The following is a 20,604-nucleotide window of genomic DNA, read 5'->3' on the forward strand; positions in this document are numbered from 1 at the left end:
ATCATGCTGGATTCTGTAGCTACAGGCTTAAAGCCAATAGTTCGTGTAATTGATGATTGGGTTACTGCCCGTTCATTGGGTCTGATTTTCGAATGCAAAGTTGGTAAGGGAAGCATGATTGTATCGGGAATTGACTTTACAGGTAATTTAAAAGACCGCCCGGAAGCACGGCAATTGCTGCATAGTTTACAGCAGTATATGACTTCGCCTGCTTTTAACCCGGAAACACCTGTTACTATCGACAAAATTAAGAGCCTGGTACATTAAGCCTCAAGCTATCAATATTAACTATCTAAAATCGCTGATTGTATGATTAGTAGCAGAGCGTTCCGATTTTTTATTTTAGTATTCCCCCTGCTGCCTATTTTGTGTCAGGGGCAAACTATTTCTAATTCTTTTAAAATTCGTCATTTTTCAAACAACAGCAATGCCAATGGCGAAACCGATTTTAAACGAAAGACGAGTGTTTTCACTGATCAGCAACGGATAGATTTTTTAAATGCTTACGCTACTTATGGAATGATTTTTTGGAAAGATGCAAATCTTAACAAAGAAGCGTATCCGCTTGAAAAAGCAGTTAATCTATCCGCAAAGATAAAGTCACAGCCCCAACATCAGGTAAGAAGCCGAATGCTCACCGATGAATGGTCAAGGAAGGGCTATAAGCCGGGTAAAGAAGCCATTGATGCTGCTGAACTTGATAAATGGAAAGTATCCGGCGATGTGCGGGTTGAAAATGGTGCACTTTCTTTCAATAAGGAAACGCAGTTAATAAACCATGTTGACGCTCAAAACTGGCGATGTAAATTAGAAACAGACATCAACCTGTTTGAGGTAAAAAACTTCAGTATTTCATTAGACAATTGCGCGGAGTTCGGAAAAGACCAGTTGGGAAAGTTTTACTACACAGTTAATGGTAAAAAAGTTTTTTATAAGCCTAAAGCCCAGCCGAAAGGCTTAGTCAATATTAAAATTGATCTCGATTTTACTACCCGCCGTTATAATTTTTATGTACAGGATCAGTTAATCGGCGACTATGCTTATTTTTCAGACACTACCAGCAAAGCCTTTACAAAGCTGGTTATCAATGGCCCGGCAGGTTTTAAACTGGACAATCTACATGGTACGGGTTATAAAAGGTTAACTGCTGACGCTCATTATCCTTTCGATATCACTACGTTTGTTGATGAAGACTTTTCTCCGGCCAAACCGCTGGGTGAATGGAGCGAAGTTGCTTACAATGCTTCGGATTGGGCAACGGATAAACTTCCGATTGTGCATGGCGGCGAATGCTATAAAAAAGAAGATCTTTATTTGAGAAAAGAGTTTGAAATCAAGGATATAAAAGAATTTAAAGCCGCTAACCTCTACATTGAATCCATAACACCATCCGGGATATTGTATGTGAACGGCAAAACCGTTGAAGTTATCCATAACCCTGCCCCGGTAACTATCGATATCCGGAAATATTTAAAGCCGGGTAAAAACCTGGTAGCTATAAAGGTCGATTCTTATGAAGTTGCACCTGAACAGGTGATGACACACACTTCTACCGACAAGCATACCGGCTGGTTTGCGGGAAGAATTCACCTTGATTTATTGAAGACCGCCTATATTAAAGATGTATTCACGTACACCGAATCCATTTCCGGAGTACGTGCGGAACAAGTTATCAAGGTAGATTACCGTAATCTGACTGAAAGTAAATTTAAGGGGAAGCTTCGGATTAGTGTATCGCCCTGGTTCCCAAAAGAGGGAGCAGTGATTGCCAGTAAAGAGGTGTTATATGATGTAATGCTAATTGATCAGCTTAATGTAAGCAAACTAGTAATTGAAAATGCCGCGCTTTGGACAGCCGCTAACCCGCAATTATACCTTGTAAAAACAGAACGCCTTGATGCCGCCGGAAAAGTGGTAGGTGATCATCTGGTAACGACCGAAGATAACGTTAGGTTTTTATCATTCTTTCTATGATTAATGAGATGATTGGACGTGATATGAACCGTTGCAGCGTTGTACTATGGAGTGTGGTAAACGAGACATAAGCCAATAGCGACAGAAACCGAGTGTTGGCAAAGGCAATAGACGAATGCCATAAACTGGATCCTGCCCGGCTCGTAACCGTGGCACTGGATAACATGAAATATGCTGACAGTACAATAACAATTAACGATAATATTTTTAAATCGCTGGATATAATTTCGGTGAACGAATACCTTGGCTGGTACCAACATTGGATTGTAAAGCCAGAAGAAAAAACCTGCATATCAAACTTAAATAAACTGATTGTTATTTCTGAATTTGGTAGCGAAACCTTGTATGGAAACCACGGGCCATCCGATATCGCCAGTTTATGGACCGAAGAACACCAGGAAAAAGTGTATCAGGATCAGGTGACGATGTTTAAAAGAATGCCTGCTTTGCGCGGGACATGTGCCTGGTTATTGGTAGATTATAGATCGCCTAAGCGAATGCATCAAGCTTATCAGAACGGATGGAACCGGAAAGGATTACTTTCCGATCAGGGCTTCAAGAAAAAAGCCTTGTATATATTGGCTGACTATTATAAACAAAAATAAGAACTGTGACTTTGGATTTATCCTGATATGGATTAATGATTTTGCATATACTAAAAAATTGTATCCAGTCATTTTAAACCCAATACATATTTTACTGGACTTACTCCATAATCTTGAAAATTTTGCCCTGTAAACTTGGTGTTCTTTTAGTTTTTCGAGGTGCCCATGGTACCCGGTGCTGAGCGGAATATACTTTTTGCCGCTCCCTCGGAAACAGTGAGTGGAGGCGTTCATAAATTGAAAATGGCAGGGGCAGAACAAATAATTAAAGAGTTAAATATCAAAATAAGAGTAGCTTTATATGATGCGGTATAACTATAATTTTATGAACCTGAATCGCCCTGCCATTTTTCGCCTATTTCTGGTAACTGTATGCTGTCTGCTGCTTTTAAGCCAAGGATCCAAAGCACAGCAAAAGGAAATATCGCTGGCCGGTGACTGGAAATTCACCACTGACCCGACTGGCAAAGGGCTGACTGAAAAATGGTTCACCCAGAGCTTCCCCGAGCAGGTAAAGCTGCCGGGCTCTATGGCTGAAAACTTGAAGGGGAACGACATTACCCTGAAAACGGAATGGACCGCCAGCATTTACGACAGCTCCTGGTTTTACAATCCGCGGATGGCCCGCTACCGCGAGCCAGGCAATATAAAAGTACCCTTCTGGCTTACACCTGCCAAGCACTATGTGGGACCGGCCTGGTATCAGAAAGAAGTAACCATTCCGGCCTCTTGGAAAGACAAACGGATAGTACTGGAGCTGGAGCGCGCGCACATTGCCACACACCTTTGGATTGATGAGCAGGAGATAGGGAAAGCAAACTCCCTGGTTGCACCACACCTGTACGACCTCACAGGCAAGCTCGCACCTGGCAAACACACCATCACCCTCCGGGTAGACAATACCATTACAGAAGATGTGAATGTGGGCACAAATTCCCACAGCATCTCCGACCACACCCAGGGGAACTGGAATGGCGTAGTAGGCAACCTGATGCTGAAAGCAGGTTCTAAGGTATATTTTGATGATATACAGGTATTTCCTAATCTGAAAACAAAAACTGCCAGCGTCAAGCTGACCTTGCAAAACACCACAGATAAACCTGTAACCGGTAAAGTAAGCTTAGGAGCCAAAAGCTTTAACAGCGATAAAACCCATGCGGCACAGGCAAAGCCCGTAAATGTAAAGTTAAACCCAGGCGAAACAGTGCTCGACATAAACCTGCCGCTTGGAGAGAACATGCAAACCTGGGATGAGTTTAATCCTGCGCTGTATAAACTGACAGCAAAACTGGATGCAAAAGGAAACCAGGACGATGAGCAGGGAGTGCAGTTCGGAATGCGCGAAATAAGTGTAGAAGGAACCCGGATTATGGTGAACGGAAAGCCGGTTTTTCTGCGGGGCGACCTGAACAATTCCGAGTTTCCGCTAACAGGTTACCCGCCAACCGATGAGGCTTCCTGGGAGCGAATTTACAAAATAGCCAAGGCACACGGGCTTAATCACATCCGTTTCCACTCCTGGTGCCCGCCTGAAGCTGCTTTTATTGCCGCTGATAAGATTGGTATTTACCTGCAGCCTGAAGGCCCTACCTGGCCTAACCACAGCACCTCCCTTGGGAGTGGCAAAGCCATTGATACCTATATTTATGAGGAGACCAACCGCATGGCTAAACATTACGGCAACTATGCCTCCTTTACCATGTTGGCTGCCGGAAACGAACCACGGGGCGGAAACCAGGCAAAATACCTGGCGGAATTCGTGAAATACTGGCAGAAGAAAGACAACCGCCGCATCTACACCGGAGCATCGGTGGCAATGAGCTGGCCCCTGGTACCCGAAAACGAATTTATGGTGAAGTCGGGGCCGCGTGGTTTAAACTGGCCGAATGCACGACCAGAAAATGAGGGCGATTACCGAACAAAGATTGAAGGCTTTACCGTGCCCTATGTTACCCATGAGATGGGCCAGTGGGTAGCCTTCCCCAACTTCGAGGAGATAAAGAAATACACCGGCGTTTACCGCGCTAAAAACTTCGAACTGTTTCAGGAAGACCTGGCGGACAGGGGGATGGGCGATCAGGCGAGAGACTTCCTGACGGCTTCGGGTAAATTACAGGCACTGTCTTATAAATTCGAGATTGAGCAATCGTTGCGTACGCCCGGGCTGGCAGGTTTCCAGCTGCTGGGGCTGCAGGATTTCCCGGGCCAGGGAACGGCGCTGGTAGGTGTACTCGATGCATTCTGGGAGAGCAAGGGCTATATTTCACCGGAAGAATTCCGCCGCTTTTGCAATACGACCGTTCCACTTACCCGAATGGCAAAGTTCGTTTACAAAAATAACGAAGTCCTGACGGCAAATGTGGAACTGTATCATTTCGGAGAGTCTGACCTGACCAATGCTATTTTGAACTGGGAGCTGAAAGATGATAAAAACAATGTAGTTGCTTCCGGTAGCTTGCCAGCCAAAGCTTTTCCACGGGGTGCCAATACCGAAGCAGGAAAGCTGGAGATACCGCTCACCAAAATTACAAAAGCCAGCAAACTGAACCTGTTTATTAAGCTGGCTGAAACCAATTTTGTAAATGACTGGAATGTGTGGGTGTACCCGGCGGAGGAGCTGCCAGTAGTAAAGTCAGATGTTTACTACACAAAGGTGCTGGACAAAAAAGCGGAAGAAGTGCTAAACAGGGGAGGCAGTGTGTTCCTGGATGCAGCCGGAAGCGTGGTAAAAGGTAAAGAGGTAATGATGTATTTCACGCCTGCTTTCTGGAACACCTCCTGGTTTAAGATGCGTCCGCCACACACCACAGGATCGCTTATAAAAGCAGATCATCCGGCTTTCGAGTATTTTCCTACAGAGTCGTTCACAGACCTGCAGTGGTGGGAGGTCGTAAACCGGGCACAGGTCATGCACCTGGAGGACTTTCCGAAAGATTTTCGTCCAATCGTGCAGCCAATAGACACTTGGTTCATGAACCGGAAGCTGGGTCTTATCTACGAAGCCAGCGTAGGAAAAGGCAAATTGCTTGTTTCCAGTGCCGACCTGACTTCAGACCTGGATAACCGCCCCGCTGCCCGGCAGTTGCGCTACAGCCTGCTGAGTTATATGGCTTCGGATAAGTTTCAGCCCAAAGACAAGCTTGATATGGAGTTGGTGCGGGATGTGTTCCAGACCCCATCCAGGGAAGTGTGGGATAGCTTTACCAAAGATAGTCCGGATGAGCTGAAGCCAAATCAAGGGCAGCAGCCTGTAGTAAAGTAACAATTGAGCATAATGCATCAGGTGCAGAACTGGAATTGTAATGTTTTGCTGGAGACTTTTATAGGCAGTTAAAGCTTTGTATAACAGGTTTTCATATTGGCAAAGAGTCAGGTAGCCAAATTTTGAGTCCCTCCTTTTTCTGCTGTAGAAACCTTCAATGTATTCAAACATGGCAAGCTAGACTTCCTATCTGGTGGCAAAATGGTGGTGGTCTGCTATTTCTGTCTTTTTTGTTTTAAAGAAGCTCTCTTTCATGGCATTGTCCCAGCAGTTTCCTTTCTTGCTCATGCTCTGCACGACCAGAATTCCCTCGAGTCGTTCTTGGGAGATACTGCAGGCATATTGTACGCCCCAGTCAGAGTAAAACAAAAGGGAATAGAGCAAGCAACTGTTTCTGATGGCCATCTGGAAGGCCTCCACCTTGATTGCTTCTGCCTCCATGGTCTTACTCAGCACCCTGCCCACCGCTTTCCCTCAGTACGACCGTCAGGTACAACCAGCCTAGCCTGGTTTTGATGTAGGAGAGATCAGAGACCCTCATCTCTGCCGGCCTTACCGCTATGGATGGCCTTTTTTTAACCAGCAAACGTGCGTCAGCATAGGGGCGCAACTCGCTCCAACTGCGCCTCCTTCAGTTTCTTTTGTAACCGATTGATCTCTTCTAGTTCCTCCCTGAGCCCATCGGTAGACCGAATGGGCTAGCCTTCCTTCTGCCGTGACTTGCTCAACCGGCCAGAATCAATCCCAAGTTCGTCTGCTGCTTCTTTTACTTCTTCCCTCGCATAGGAGAGGTCAATCGCCATCCGTTTGAAGGAGGCATCTAATACAGGCCTTTCCAGTATAGTCAATTTTATATCAAATCACCTAAAGGCTATTCCGAATCCTTATATTTTATAGTGTACTTCTATGGTCAATGCTGACTGGTAGCCAAGTGCTTTTTGACGATTTTTTGTTTAAGTGTTCAGTAGTGGGGGCACGAGCCTCGTTTAGACATAATCCCCTCATGCTTGATTCTTTTGCTCACTTTAGGGAAAGAAGTCTTCGGTTCTCATCAAGGGAAAAAGTATGGCCCAGCCAGCGAGACGAATGCCATTAGAAAGCAGTCGAATATTCAATTGACAGAGCAGCAGACAGATATTATCGATAAACTTTACCTCCAACAAACTTGAGCTTATTATTCGCAAGGTAGTTTATACTATCAGGTATTAATTAATTATTTTACTTAAGTCTGCGTAGTATAATGCCTCCAGTCAAAGGTAACAACGCCAAAAGAGTGAGGCCATTCTCTTGCAATCAGCTTATATCCTGTCATTACTTTTGAACGTCTATCATTTATTTTGGACGTATATGATTAACTTGTTATTTTAGCAGGCATTAAGCATTTCCAAATTTAACATATCTTTGTTTTGATGGGCAGGAAAGTTAACCTAACAGATGTGATTAAATGCTGCGAAATTCGCTTCGGTCGCGGAGCGGCTGCCCATTGGACACATAGTGACTTTATTAACCTTAATCACGATATAATACGGGCAACGAAAATAAACATCAGTATCAATACCTTAAAGCGTATTTTTGGTAAACTTGCTGTAGATGAGAAGTATATCCCCCAGCATGCCACCATTGAAGCGCTGCAAAAATATTGCGGATACACTTATCCTGAAGATGTTCAGGCACCCGTTGAAGCCCAGATAAGCGAAGTAATAGCCCCAATAAAAGTCAGAAAAAATATATTTCTGTACATCTTCATCCTTGCTATAATCGGTATTTCAGGATTTGCTGCCTGGAAGTTGTTTAAGCCTGTCGCCTCGTTTCCCGCATATGTTACTTTACTAAAAATAGAAGGGACTATTCCGTTTACGGCCGTTTTTGATATTATGGTACCTGATAATCAGGACAGTACATTCGTAGATTTTGGAGATAAGTCACCATTAATCCACGTTAGAGCAGAGCAAAAACGGGTATCACACAATTATTTATATGCAGGTGTATTTAACGTAAGTTTGCGAACACGCCGGTCTGTTTTCGCAGAAACGACAATTAGTGTAAGTTCCAACAAATGGATCGCGCTTAGTTACCATGATCAAATGCGTAATCATTATTACGAGATCCCGGCTGTTAGAACAGGTTCTGATAGTCTTTTTAATCTCACGAACAGACAATTACATAGTATAGGCTTAGATACCGTCAAGCGTATTTTCACCAGACTGTATAATTTCACTCCGGTAAATTATTTTGCAGACGATTTTACGTTCGAAACAACTTTTAAAAATCCACCCCGCAGACACGGATTTTCCTGTAATAGCACCCAGTTTCAGATATCGGGTATCAATAGTATGATACGTTTTAAACTTTCGAACCCAGGGTGTAGCTCACGGGTGATCAATGTATTAAGTGAGCAACGGTTTGATGGAGATAAGGATGATCTTTCTCAGTTTGTTCTTGAGCAGGAAAATTGGAATACGGTAAAAATGATTAACCAGAACAAGCAAGTTTCGTTATTTGTCAATGGAGAACTGCTGTTTACGGGAAGCTATCAAAAACCATTAGGTGAAATAAAAGGATTGTTTATTGAATTTGAAGGAAATGGGTTTGTAAAAAACTGTGACCTTAAAGCTGGCGATGGACGCAGCCTCTATCAATTTTAGGCACAATGCGAAACCGTTAAAAAAAGCTCTAACTGATAACTTATCTTGTTTTTGATGTATTTTTAGCGCATGCCAGCACCCTTTGTGAGCGCACATGCCTATACCTCCTTACTCCTTTAGCTTTATCTCTAGCAAATCCCTGTCTTATTTGAAAGTATAGCTTTTGTCGGCAAAGAAAAGAGATATTCTTTTTTGGTAGCTCCACTTCCTTGAGCACCTCATTTATGTAAGCTAACTCAATAGCGGCTATTTGGAGCTTTTAACTTAATGCTCATCAATAAGCTGGTAAATCGGATGCCAGTCTACTCCTTTGTTTATCTGGTCGTAAAACTCGCTATTAATCTTATGGCAATCAACTACAAGGTTGGCAAAACCTATACAGGCTGTCTCATTGATATGCCTAAAATAATAATTTTTAACACACATACACTAAAATTATAAGCCATAAGACAGTAGCGTACCTGCAACGGCCTCAATGTTCATTTTATTAATTATTTGATTGTCAAATACATACTTCATCCATAATTTGGATGAGCTTTGGGCAGGCTCATTAGCCCTTTAAAAATAAAACTTCTTTCTATTTTTGGTTATTGTTCTGATGAGGAATGATTTGGTAGTTTATTATTACCATAAAATTCGGCAATTTCATTTACAAACATTTGTTCAATATTAGCCTATTAATTTTCTTGTTCGGTTTAACCTCTATTGCTTCCATTTAATTAAAGAGACAGATCTTGTCTTGCAAAGAGGATATTATTGCCAGCATCGGGCTGGCTAATAAATAGTGGCAGGACCCAGGAACCCCTGTTTCCGTCCTTAAGGCTAATAAACTGGTTATGCGAAGCAGCAAGCTTTAAAAACATTGAAAAAATAAATAAACTTAAATAGCTATACCTGATACATATTACCAAATTACTAACAATATGCACAAAACAGAAATGCGCCAATTAATGCCATGGTCACACCCACTCTTTTATGGTTTTAAAGCAGCATTTTGCCTGCTACTTACCCTATCTTTTTGCGCCAGCGATGCGCTGGGCCAGGGTAAAACCAATACAATCTATCCGGGCGAAGTATGGCCAGATAACAACGGAAACCACATACAGGCGCATGGCGGGGGAATTACTAAATGGAAAGGCCATTATTATTGGTATGGCGAGGACCGGCGGGAGGGGTTAGACCCAAACTACCGCTACACAAGTTGTTATAGATCTAAAGATCTGGTGAATTGGACTCATCTTGGATATGCTTTAAAAGTTTCAAAGCCTGACACTATACTGGGTGAATGGGTGGTTGAGCGGCCCAAAGTTTATTACAATGCTAAAACAAAAAAGTTTGTGATGTACGTGCATGTGGACGGTTCAGTGAAAGGAGTATCTCCTGATCCTAGCATTATAGCCTACCACTACGCACGGGTTGGTGTGGCTATTAGTGACAAACCTGAGGGACCCTTTAAATTTATAAGAACCTTTAGGCCATTGGGCCATGAAAGCAGGGACATTGGCCAGTTTATAGATGATGATGGATCGGCGTACTTAATCTTTGAAGACCGCCCGGTTCGTGGTTTTAGAATCGCGAAGTTGTCAGATGACTATTTGGATGTCGAAAAAGAAATGTGCCTGATTACTGAACGCATAGAAGGGGGAGCAATTGTAAAGTATGAAGGGCTTTATTATGTTATAGGTTCCGGATTAACGGGTTGGAACGCAAATCCGAATAAATATGCTACTGCTACCTCATTAAGCGGCCCCTGGTCCGAATTTAAAGACATTGCACCGCCGGAAACAAACACCTATGGCTCTCAATCCAGCATGTTAGTTAAAGTACAGGGAACCAAAACAACCTCGATAATTTTTACCGGGGATGTGTGGAAACCCAAAACACAATGGGATTCACGCTACCTGTGGATGCCCCTGGAAATAGGAGATGGAAAGCTTTGGTTGCCAGAGCCGGCACCATGGACATTGAATATAAAAACCGGCGAGACAAAAATTTTAAAGAAAAAATAACCTCTTCGCAAAAAGTATTGATTACACGCAAGGTTCCATTCTTTAGTTTATGCGTAGACTGTCGCTCCCGAATCGAGGACATGTCTTCAGTTGAAAAAAGGATATTGTACCTATCTCAATGCTTTTTGTAGAAAATAAATAAGGCCTGTTCAGGGAAGTACTTTCCTGAACAGACCAGTTCACCCAGCAAAATAATTGCTTTAATGAAATATGCATCCCTCTCCTGTTTACTGAGCGTTTTCCTGCTGATGGCCTCCTGCAGTAAACAACCTCTTGCCACTTCGGGGCAGCAGGTGTATGATGTAAAAAGGTTCGGAGCTGTAGGAGATTCCGTAACCGTAAATACAGCCGCTATTCAGCGAGCCATTGATGCGTGTTTTCAGAATGGTGGCGGCACAGTTTTAGTTGCTGATGGTGTTTTTTCCTCAGGAGCTCTTTTCCTGAAGGAGAATGTGCACCTACAGGTGGAAAAGGGAGCCAAGCTCAGAGGAGTTGCAGGACTGGAAAATTACCCGGAGTTAGAGAATACCCGCATTGCAGGTATCGAAATGAAATGGCCTTCTGCCTTCATCAATGCAATTGATACAAAAAATGTGAAAATTTTCGGGGAAGGCACCATTGATGGTTCGGGCTACTACTGGTGGGAACACTACTGGACAAAACGCGACAGCCTTTCTAAAACAGAACTCCGCGGCATAATCGACTGGCATGTGCCTCGTCCCCGGCTGGTGCTCTTTCACAACGTTTCAGAATCTGAGCTGCAAAGCATTAACCTGATAAACGCTGGTTTCTGGACGGTTCAAATCTGCTACAGCAATGCTATTAAAATAACAGATGTAAACATTTTCAATCCTGTGCTTGAAAAGGGAAAGAGAGCAGCCAGTACAGACGGCATTGACGTGGATTCGAGTCAGGATGTTTTTATCCGGAACTGCTCTGTTTCGGTGGATGATGATTGTATTGCGGTGAAATCAGGAAGAGGCTCTGATGGGTTACGGGTTAATATTCCGAGTGAAAATGTACTGATCGAAAACTGTTTTTTCGGCACTGGCCATGGCGGCGTCTCGATCGGAACAGAAACTGCCGGAGGAGTTAAAAATGTACTGGTCCGAAACTGCAAATCCGACGGAAATGTGGCGCCTATTAAATTTAAGCCGCGCCCGGGCAGAGGCGGCGTAATTGAAAACATTACGCACGAAGGCTGGGAGATTAAAAATGCAGGTACTGTTATCGACTATGCTTTAATTGATATTACCGCAGAAGATTACATTGATGAGTGGCAGAATATAAGGGTGCCCTTCGAAAAAGCCAATCCTGTATACAGAAACATTACCATCCGCAATGTAAATGCTACGGGTTCTGGTAAAGCTATCAGTTTCCTGGGTTGGCCTTTGGTGCATGCCGAAAACGTGATCCTGGAGAATATTAAAATTCAGGCGGAGAAAGGAGCCCGGTTCCAGTACATTGACAACCTACTGCTCAAAAACGTGAAGATAGAAACGCCCGGGACTCCAATAGAGTTCCTTGAAATCGCTAACATGACACGGTTATAGGCAATACAGAAGTAGATCATCATCTAAATAAGTTAAGCATAATACTCCTAAACAGTTGATTAACAGAAAAAAAAACAACATTACCTGATTCTGCTGAGCTGCATCACGGCTTTTTGTAGTTTGCCTGTTTTGGCCAGAACAAACCTTTGGTAAAACAAGTCAAAAGCGAGTTATATCACCCCCCGGACATCGCCCGCACAAAGCTTTGGTGGTTCCATAGCGAAACCGAAACAACACGAGAAGGCGTTGGCGGTTTTACAAGATTTATAAAAAATGATTTCTTCAAAAATTTGTAAATGAACCTGATATTAAAGCTTTGAGCATTGTAAGTATCAGGAAAGTACAGGCTTTAACAGTTAGCTACATTGGATAAATTTTAATCAAATTTCATATTTCTATAAACCTAAATCCATTTTTATGAACTACAAATTTAATAAAGCATCTTCAAGAATAATGGTAGGACTTTTTCTGCTATTTATGGTTGGCTCCTGTTCATCCATTGATGAGGATCTGGTGCAACAGGAAATGCAGCAAATTAAGGCATCAACTCAGTCTGCTTCTGGAGAAGTTAAATTAATTGATGATACCTGGCACAGTTACACTTACGGGGTAGAAGTCTATGTGGGAACTGATATGATAACAGCCATTCAGCAGGCAATAGATCGTCTTAATCCGAATAGACGAGAAAAAGAACTGGTAGTAGTACATCATTCAGGTAATTCAGGGCCTGATAATGGAAGTGGAGATGTACATGGGGTTTATTTAAGGAATTTTACTGCCCTCGATTTTTTGAATAATACGATGCATGTAAATGATACAGATAGAGAGCTTATCGTGCCTATTATAGCCAGGAGAGCTCATAATATAGAAATCAGGAATTTTAAAATCACAGGCAATCCGCGGTATGGTATCTGGATACAGAGCAGTGAAAACGTAATTATTAATGGCATTAACATCTCAATCCCTGAAGCGAAGGATGTCGGTTTAGGAATTCGTATAGATAATGGCAGGGGTACCAGGTCAAAAAATGTAGCTATCGATAATATTTATGTTGAAAAGGCGAAGAACCATGGTGTGGAAACAGCTGGTGTAGATAGTTTAACAATAGGTAAAATTACAACTGTAGATACAGGAGGCTGTGGACTATTACTTAACGGTACCAAAGATGCAGTCGTAGATCTGGTGCATGCCACCAGGGCAAACAAAGGAGGAGGATATGCTGGTTTTAGAACTGCAAATGATTGTGGCCCCAATATTTTGGTTAAAAAGGTAATAGCCTCCGAATGCGGTAGAGGTGTATTCAGCGTATCAGGAAGTTATGGTATTACCATTGAAGAAGTAGATATTTCCGGTTCTACCAGCCAGGGTGTGTTGATAGAGAACACGCAGGATTATACCATAAAAAGAGGAGTAATCAAAAATTCGGGAAATCAAGGGCTTAGAATTGCTTCCAGAAATGATGGCACCTACCATCCTTCCAGAAATGTAATGGTTAGAAATTTAAGGATATACGATGATAGAACTCCCATGATACAAACTCATGGTATTTTGGAGACTGCTCCTAGTTCTCATAATCGTATCGTGAATAATGATCTTCGAAACAGTGGTACTCAAAGCAGTCTTGAATATCATGGCGAGAAAACCATAGCAGCTGGAAATAGAGTTGACAAATAATCTTTTTTCAATATTGAATAAAAGGGAGGCTGTTCTCCATTTTATCTATAGCAACAGCATGATTAAATTAACTGAGGCCGATTCATACATTTTCGGCCTCAGTTTTTTCTCGCTATTGCATTTTAAAACCCAAAATCGATAAGGAGGTTAACCCTATTTGTTCTTAGAAAACGAAAGAAATAAAAGCCGCTGATGACCTGGATTCGCCTTTGGTGCACGCCGAAAACATCATCGTGGAAAATATCAAAATTCAGTCGGAGAAAGGAGCCAGATGCCGGTACATTGACAACCTGCTGCTCAAAAACGTGAAGATAGAGATGCCCGGAACCCCATAGAGTTCCTTGAAATTACCAATATAACACAGTTGTAGGCTGTGCAGAAGTAGATCATCATTTAAATAAAGCTACACCTAATACCTCTAAACAATTTATTAACAGATGAGAAAACAACTCTGCGTCATTCTGCTAAGCTGCATGACGGCTTTTTGTAGTTTGCCTGTTTTGGCCCAGACCAGCAATAATTCGTTAAAACAAATCCGGAACGAATTTTCTCACCCCTCGGACATCGCACGCACTAAGCTTTGGTGGTTTCATGGCGAAACCGAAACAACACGCGAAGGCATTACTGCGGATTTAGAGGCATTTAAACGTGAGGGCGTTGGCGGCGTGGTGTATTACGACCAGCAACATGGTAAAGGAGAAAATGCCCTGGTTGCTTTTTCTAATGAATGGTGGAATATGTTCCGCTTTGCCGCTTCCGAAGCAAAACGTTTAGGACTAACTTTTGAAACACATCTCTCTAACGGGTATGTTTCTGGCGGACCCTGGATTACAGAAGAATTAAGCATGCAACGCCTTGAAGCAACTGATACATTGGTTAATGGTGGCCAGCGTTTTAATGCTAAACTTCCTGCCCCTGCCCGTAAAAGCAAATCGGGAATAGTGCGTGATGTGGCTGTTGTAGCCTTTCCCGTTCCGGAAGGAAACTGGGAAACAAGTCGTAACCAATTTCCCAAGGTATCCAGTAATATCGCGCAACTGAACGCGAAGGCAATCGTTTTTCCAACAGATAATAAACTAATTAGTATCCCGTCTCAACAACCCGGAGCTGCTGTATTCATTAATTTGGAATTTAATAAATCTTTTACGGTGCGTAGCATCACCTACCGTGTTCGTCCGAGGGGTAAATCAAGAACGGGCGCCATGAATATGCCAGGTCCCCCATCAGAAACCTTTTATGGCTATGGCCATGTAAAGCAACCTGACCTGGGCCAGTTGGAAGTTTCGAACGATGGCATCACCTATACCAAAGTTTGTGATTTAAAACCCATGTATGAGTCGCCTTCCTGGAACCAGAGAACCATCTCTTTCCCGGCTGTAAAAGGAAAATATTTCCGGCTTAACCTGCACGACTGGAATAACCCCAATAATGCCGGTCAGGACATGCCGTTTGGCGATGTGGTGATTTCGTCACAGGCAAAAATGGACCAATGGGAAGAAAAGGCAGCGCTCAACTCGGAATATATTGAAAAAGATTTAACACCAGTCTATTCTAAATCGGCCGTTATTGATCCTAAAAAAATAGTGGATTTAACCTCTAAAATGGATAAAAACGGCCAACTGAATTGGAACGTACCTGCTGGGAAATGGGTGGTTATGCGGTTTATTCGTGTACCTATAGGAGTAAACACCAAGCATGGGCGGCCTAACTTAATGGGGCCTGAAAGTGACAAACTATCGGCCACAGCTACTAAAGTGCAGTGGAACAGCTATTTTAAAGTAATGGCCGATTCTTTAAAAAAAGTTGGAATTCCGTTAACTGGCTTGCACATGGATAGCCACGAAGCCGGTTCGCAAAACTGGACACCTGGATATGAAGCGAAATTTAAACAGCGTCGGGGTTACGATATACATCAATACCTTCCCGCATTAGCAGGTTACATTGTTGGTTCAAAAGAAGAAACCAGCGGCTTTCTTTACGACATGCGACGTACCCTTTCCGATTTAGTTTCGGATGAATATTTTGGTACGTTAGATAGCTTGTGCCGACAGGCAGGCGTAACATTTACTGCCCAGGCAGTGGGCAATGGACTTACAATCGTAGCAGATAACTTTAAAGCAAAAGGGCGGGTTGAGAAGCCTCAAGGCGAGTTCTGGGCATATCAAACCCACGGAAGTTATGATGTAAAGGAAACATCTTCTGCCGCCCATATTTACGGAAAGCCAATTGCCTCAGCAGAAGCTTTTACGGATTTAAAGTTCAGCCAATCATTGGCCGATGCTAAGAATGTAGCTGATTACGCCTATGTTTTTGGTTCCCAGGAATTTGTTGTTTGTGCCTCAGCGTATCAGCCCTGGCTCGACAAAATTCCGGGAAGTACCGGTGGAGGCAGGCAGTACGTGCTGAACAGAAATAATACCTACTGGAACTACAGCCGTCCATTCTGGGACTACCAGGCAAGATGTGCTGCCTTAATGCGAAACGGACGTTCCGTAGCAGATTTGTGCATATATCTGGGAGAAAATGCCCCTGTAAAACTGTTGGCTCACCGCTTGCCGGAAATGCCGGAAGGATACGACTTTGATGTGTGCACAGAAGATGGTTTACTAACCCGGATGGCACACAAAGATGGCCGGATTGTTCTTCCGGATGGCGTTAGCTACCAACTATTGGTTCTTGAGCCTAATGGAGACGTTTCGCTGGCCGCATTGCGGCAGATTGCGAAGTTAGTGAAAGAAGGTATCCCAGTATATGGAACGCGTCCATCTGGTTCAGTGTCTTTAAAAGACGCTGCTTCTGCAAAGGAATATCAGAAATTGGTAAAGCAATTATGGGGCACAGCACAATCAGGAACTAAAGTATTCGGTAAGGGTAAAGTGTATTGGGGCATGACCCTCGCCGAAGCGTTAGAAACACAAGGCATTAAACCAGATGCCGGGTTTAAAAGCGGGAATACTGTTACCGACAAAGTGTATTTTGCACATCGCCAGTTAGAAGATTCTGATATTTACTTTTTGAACAATCATAGTCAACGCGTATATAATGATACAATCCGTTTACGCACCCATGCCACCAATGCCGAATATTGGGATCCGGTAACCGGCCTGCAATATGCACTTCCCGTTTCAGCATCCGGAAAAGATGGACTGTTACTACATGTTGTTTTGCAACCCAACGAATCCGGATTCATTGTCACCTCTAACCAAGCTTCATCATCTCTTCCGACAAAGTTGAAAGGGATCGAAGAACAAGTTACACCGATAGAAGGGGAATGGAAAGTATTTTTTGATCCAAAATGGGGCGGTCCTGGGGAAGTTACTTTTACCAGCTTAACAGACTGGACGAAGAACTCGGATAATCGGATCAGGTATTATTCCGGAACAGGAGTGTACCGAAAAACAATTCAATTCAAGAATCCGGTATCGGGGGCACAAGTATTGCTTCGTTTCCCAAAATTAGGCTCTCTTGCCCGTGTTTTTGTTAATGGGAAAGAAGTTTCGACCGTCTGGTGCAGTCCGTGGGAAGCAGATGTAACACCTTATATACAGAAAGGCGAAAATGCACTTGAAATTCAGGTTGTAAATTCATTGACCAATCGCATGGTGGGAGATGCTTCCTTACCTGTTGCTGACCGTTTTACTTATGCTTATCCGGAGATAGCCACCCCTCAAACCTCCCTGGTACCTTCGGGCATCATGGATAAAGTATTGCTTGTACAACGAACAAAATAGGCTTTAAACTTAAAAGGTATTTAAACATATAATAATAGAATGAAGAATATTAAAATTTTGCTATTTGTTATTGGATTTTTTTCAACAACATTTCTTTTTGCGCAGAAAACGCAGCAAAACAAAGAAGAAATTAGAATAAAGCAACTTTTCAATTTTGACTGGAAATTCAAAAATGGTGACGTTCCGAATGCCCAAGATATAACCTTCGACGATAGTGGCTGGCGCAAGCTGGATTTACCACACGATTTCCAGATCGAGCTGCCCTGGGATAGTACTGCCAATAGAGGTCGTGGGTTTAAACCTCTGGGAGCAGCATGGTATAGAAAAACCTTTAAAGCAGATAGTAACTGGAAAGGAAAACAGATCCTGCTTGATTTTGAAGGCATTATGCTATCAGGAGAAGCCTGGTTGAACGGGAAAAAAATCGGGCGAACTCCTTACGGCTATCTCGGTTTTGAAGCGGATATATCAGATATCATTAATTACGACGCCGACAATGTAATTGCCGTTCGTTCTACTACAGAAGGCAATTCCCGATGGTACACCGGTGGCGGAATCTACCGCGATGTGCATTTGGTGGTAAAAGATCCGGTTTCTATCGCACGCCATGGTATTTTTATAACCACTCCAAAAATTACTGATCAGAATGCTGAAGTCAGTGTACAAGTGGAAGTGGCAGGAATTAAGGATAAGGAATTAGATGTCGAGATAATTACTAAGATATTTTCTCCGGATGGAAAACAAGTAGCCGAAACTAAAACGTTGGCTCCGAAAAAATCAAAATTGGTTGAAATAGAAGTGCCATTACCAAAGGTTAACATCGCTAATCCACAGCTTTGGTCCACCGAAACACCAAACCTATATTCTGCTGAAGTTTCATTGGTTTTGAACGGCAAAGTAGTGGATAGACTTACTAAGAGGTTTGGAATTCGTACCTTAGAATTCTCTAAAGAATTCGGGTTTAAATTAAACGGCAAAAAGGTCTTTCTAAAAGGTATTGCCAATCATCACGACTTAGGTGCGGTAGGAGCGGCTGCTTATGAAACTTCGATTGCCAGAATGATGGATAAAATTAAGGCTTTTGGCTTCAATCATATCCGTACCTCGCACAATCCATATTCCGAATCATTTTATGACCTTGCAGACGAAAAGGGAATTCTGGTAGTGAACGAACTTTACGATAAATGGGGCAGCAAAGTCGCCTGGGCAGGAAGTGAACCATGGAATGACATCTGGTATGATAATATTAAGGAGTGGGTTAAACGCGACCGGAACCATCCTTCCGTAATTATGTGGAGTTTCGGGAACGAATTACAGTTTCAGGAAGAACGTTGGGAATGGCCAACAAGCGACTGGGGGGTAACGACCTACCGCATTATGGATGTAGTGGCGAAACGTTATGATCCTACCCGTAAAACGACAGTTGGTATGTATCCTGCCCGAGCTGGCGGTATTATCAGAGCCAACCCTGATTTCCGTATCAAAGAGAACATTGTTCCACCCGAATTGTCTGTAGCAACCGATGTTGCCAGTATTAACTATACCTGGGAGGATTATCAGGAGTATCTGAAGCATGCACCCGATATGATAATTTATCAAAGTGAGGCAGTAACGAACGAATTGGCGGCTCCTTTCTTCGGAATGGACAGGGAGAAAATGGTTGGTTTGGCTTATTGGGGCGCTATCGAATATTGGGGCGAATCGCAGGGGTGGCCAAGAAAGGGCTGGAACTATTCCTTTTTCAATCATGCCATGGAGCCTTTTCCTCAGGCATGGTTAACCAAAAGCATTTTTGAAGACAAACCGGTAGTATATATTGGTATGGTTGATAATGAGGGAGAGATGAAAATGTGGAACGATCAGGTAGTAGGCCAAAAGGTTGTCTCGTCGCACTGGAATCGACAAAACGGTGAAAAGTATAATCTCTATACTTATACGAATGCCGATGAAGTGGAATTGTTTGTGAATGGGAAATCGATAGGTGTGCAGCAAAATTCTACAGACGTGAGAAAACGCAATACTATTTATTGGCAAAACATTCCTTATTCTCCTGGCAAAATTACCGCAATCGCCCGAAAGGGAGGTAAAGTTGTAGCACAACACGAACTGGAAACAACCGGAAAAGCAGTCGCATTAAAAGTAGAAACTGAAAATACCGGCTGGAAAGCGGATGGTATGGATCTTCAGTACGTAAAAGTTTATGCTGTTGACAGTAAAGGGCGCAAAGTACCTACTGCAACAGGAGAGGTTACTTTTGATGTAAGTGGAGCAGCACGTTTAATTGCGGTAGATAATGGCAACCACTCAAGCGACGATTTGTTTGCAGGCAATAAGAAGGCATTTCACTATGGCTTTGCTATGGCCATTTTACGTTCAGAACAAAAAGCTGGAAACGTAAAATTGAATGTTACAGCACCAGGACTGAAACCGGTAAAGAAAACCTTAGTAGTGAAATAAACTGTTGTTTATGATCAAGTTCTGATTCAGTCCTTTCATTTTTACAAAAGATCCGAATTTGATAAATCAACGAAAATCTTAATATTACTTACCGAAAAACAAACGCGTGCGAATTTAAAATTGAGCTAACTCAAGCATGGTGCCATCCTGCCGATCACTGCTTCCGAAGTGAAGGCAATGGCTGCTGAGCACTCTATCGTCAAAACGGCTAAGCCTGTGTGTTGCGTCCTTCGGCTGCAACCGGAGAACTTACTTTTAGTGTAAGTAGAGCAGCACATTATGGAGTTGTTACCTTTAACTGGAGACCTTTTTTAGGCAGATTTAGAGAAACGATTAAATCTGACTAAGATGGAAAGACGTGTATTTGATACCTCCTTTAAACGGATGGCTATTGACCTCTCCTATGCGAGGGGATCAGTAAAAGAGGTAGCAGACGAGTTTGGAATTGATCTAGTCGGCTGAGCAAATGGCGGCAGAAGGACAGTTCACGAGTAGGTAGCTCACTCCTTGCCAGTATGAGAACCTATTATACAACCAAGCTGTGGCTGCCTAAAAAAGTACCCAGTAAAACATTGCAATTCCAGTCAGACGTATCGTTTGGTTTCAAAATAAAGAGCCAGAAGTTTCGGGGCTATACAGGTCATTCAGAAGCGGATTCTTTAAATTGTTTTATAAGAACAGAGCTGTTGCAGTC

General features: G+C 42.9%; 12 protein-coding genes. 11 read left to right on the top strand and 1 reads right to left on the bottom strand.

Annotated elements, in window-relative coordinates:
• The 5 genes from FVR03_RS06285 to FVR03_RS06305 form a co-directional block, all read left to right on the top strand.
• Positions 1-267: DUF8487 domain-containing protein (locus tag FVR03_RS06285; RefSeq protein WP_187270061.1), on the top strand; the 267-nt coding region annotated here is incomplete at its 5' end.
• 42 nt (positions 268-309) lie between these two features.
• Positions 310-1,974 carry a glycoside hydrolase family 2 protein gene (locus tag FVR03_RS06290; RefSeq protein ID WP_147920888.1) on the top strand — a complete coding sequence of 555 codons (1,665 nt, stop codon included), beginning with the start codon at positions 310-312 and terminating at the stop codon, positions 1,972-1,974.
• Positions 1,975-1,997: 23 nt separating this feature from the next.
• Positions 1,998-2,045, top strand: a complete 48-nt coding sequence (locus tag FVR03_RS25170) for a hypothetical protein (RefSeq protein ID WP_369410444.1) — start codon at positions 1,998-2,000, stop codon at positions 2,043-2,045.
• A 24-nt stretch (positions 2,046-2,069) separates the two neighbouring features.
• A complete protein-coding gene (locus FVR03_RS06300; protein WP_187270062.1) occupies positions 2,070-2,579 on the top strand; it encodes a glycoside hydrolase family 2 TIM barrel-domain containing protein in 510 nt (169 codons plus the stop codon).
• Positions 2,580-2,904: 325 nt separating this feature from the next.
• Entirely contained in the window at positions 2,905-5,841 is a 2,937-nt protein-coding gene (locus FVR03_RS06305) for an exo-beta-1,4-galactosidase (protein WP_147920890.1), read from the top strand.
• 186 nt (positions 5,842-6,027) lie between these two features.
• On the opposite strand, the gene FVR03_RS06310 is transcribed toward FVR03_RS06305, so the two are convergent.
• The gene (locus FVR03_RS06310) at positions 6,028-6,282 is read right to left on the bottom strand and encodes a hypothetical protein (RefSeq protein ID WP_147920891.1); all 255 of its coding nucleotides are present in this window, start codon (positions 6,280-6,282) and stop codon (positions 6,028-6,030) included.
• 965 nt (positions 6,283-7,247) lie between these two features.
• Between FVR03_RS06310 and FVR03_RS06315 the strand changes: the two genes are divergently transcribed.
• From FVR03_RS06315 to FVR03_RS06340, 6 genes are all read left to right on the top strand, one after another.
• The gene (locus FVR03_RS06315; RefSeq protein WP_187270063.1) at positions 7,248-8,486 is read left to right on the top strand and encodes a hypothetical protein; all 1,239 of its coding nucleotides are present in this window, start codon (positions 7,248-7,250) and stop codon (positions 8,484-8,486) included.
• 923 nt (positions 8,487-9,409) lie between these two features.
• Positions 9,410-10,495, top strand: coding sequence for a family 43 glycosylhydrolase (locus FVR03_RS06320; RefSeq protein WP_222707179.1), 1,086 nt, complete (start codon positions 9,410-9,412; stop codon positions 10,493-10,495).
• A gap of 203 nt (positions 10,496-10,698) precedes the next feature.
• The gene (locus tag FVR03_RS06325) at positions 10,699-12,048 is read left to right on the top strand and encodes a glycoside hydrolase family 28 protein (RefSeq protein ID WP_147920893.1); all 1,350 of its coding nucleotides are present in this window, start codon (positions 10,699-10,701) and stop codon (positions 12,046-12,048) included.
• A gap of 417 nt (positions 12,049-12,465) precedes the next feature.
• On the top strand, positions 12,466-13,722 hold the full coding sequence (locus FVR03_RS06330) for a right-handed parallel beta-helix repeat-containing protein (RefSeq protein ID WP_147920894.1): 1,257 nt from the start codon (positions 12,466-12,468) through the stop codon (positions 13,720-13,722).
• A 437-nt stretch (positions 13,723-14,159) separates the two neighbouring features.
• A complete protein-coding gene (locus FVR03_RS06335; RefSeq protein ID WP_147920895.1) occupies positions 14,160-17,453 on the top strand; it encodes a glycosyl hydrolase in 3,294 nt (1,097 codons plus the stop codon).
• 39 nt (positions 17,454-17,492) lie between these two features.
• Complete coding sequence (locus tag FVR03_RS06340; RefSeq protein ID WP_147920896.1) at positions 17,493-19,910, top strand: glycoside hydrolase family 2 TIM barrel-domain containing protein; 2,418 nt, start codon at positions 17,493-17,495, stop codon at positions 19,908-19,910.
• Positions 19,911-20,604 lie beyond the last annotated feature (694 nt).

This window comes from Pontibacter qinzhouensis (assembly GCF_008017455.1).
Taxonomy (GTDB): domain Bacteria; phylum Bacteroidota; class Bacteroidia; order Cytophagales; family Hymenobacteraceae; genus Pontibacter; species Pontibacter qinzhouensis.

Excerpts from the sequence above, each read along its gene's own strand:
- FVR03_RS06290 (WP_147920888.1), top strand. The coding sequence starts at position 310 with ATGATTAGTAGCAGAGCGTTCCGATTTTTTATTTTAGTATTCCCCCTG.
- FVR03_RS06305 (WP_147920890.1), top strand. The coding sequence starts at position 2,905 with ATGAACCTGAATCGCCCTGCCATTTTTCGCCTATTTCTGGTAACTGTA.
- FVR03_RS06310 (WP_147920891.1), bottom strand. The coding sequence starts at position 6,282 with ATGGAGGCAGAAGCAATCAAGGTGGAGGCCTTCCAGATGGCCATCAGA.
- FVR03_RS06320 (WP_222707179.1), top strand. The coding sequence starts at position 9,410 with ATGCACAAAACAGAAATGCGCCAATTAATGCCATGGTCACACCCACTC.
- FVR03_RS06325 (WP_147920893.1), top strand. The coding sequence starts at position 10,699 with ATGAAATATGCATCCCTCTCCTGTTTACTGAGCGTTTTCCTGCTGATG.
- FVR03_RS06330 (WP_147920894.1), top strand. The coding sequence starts at position 12,466 with ATGAACTACAAATTTAATAAAGCATCTTCAAGAATAATGGTAGGACTT.
- FVR03_RS06335 (WP_147920895.1), top strand. The coding sequence starts at position 14,160 with ATGAGAAAACAACTCTGCGTCATTCTGCTAAGCTGCATGACGGCTTTT.
- FVR03_RS06340 (WP_147920896.1), top strand. The coding sequence starts at position 17,493 with ATGAAGAATATTAAAATTTTGCTATTTGTTATTGGATTTTTTTCAACA.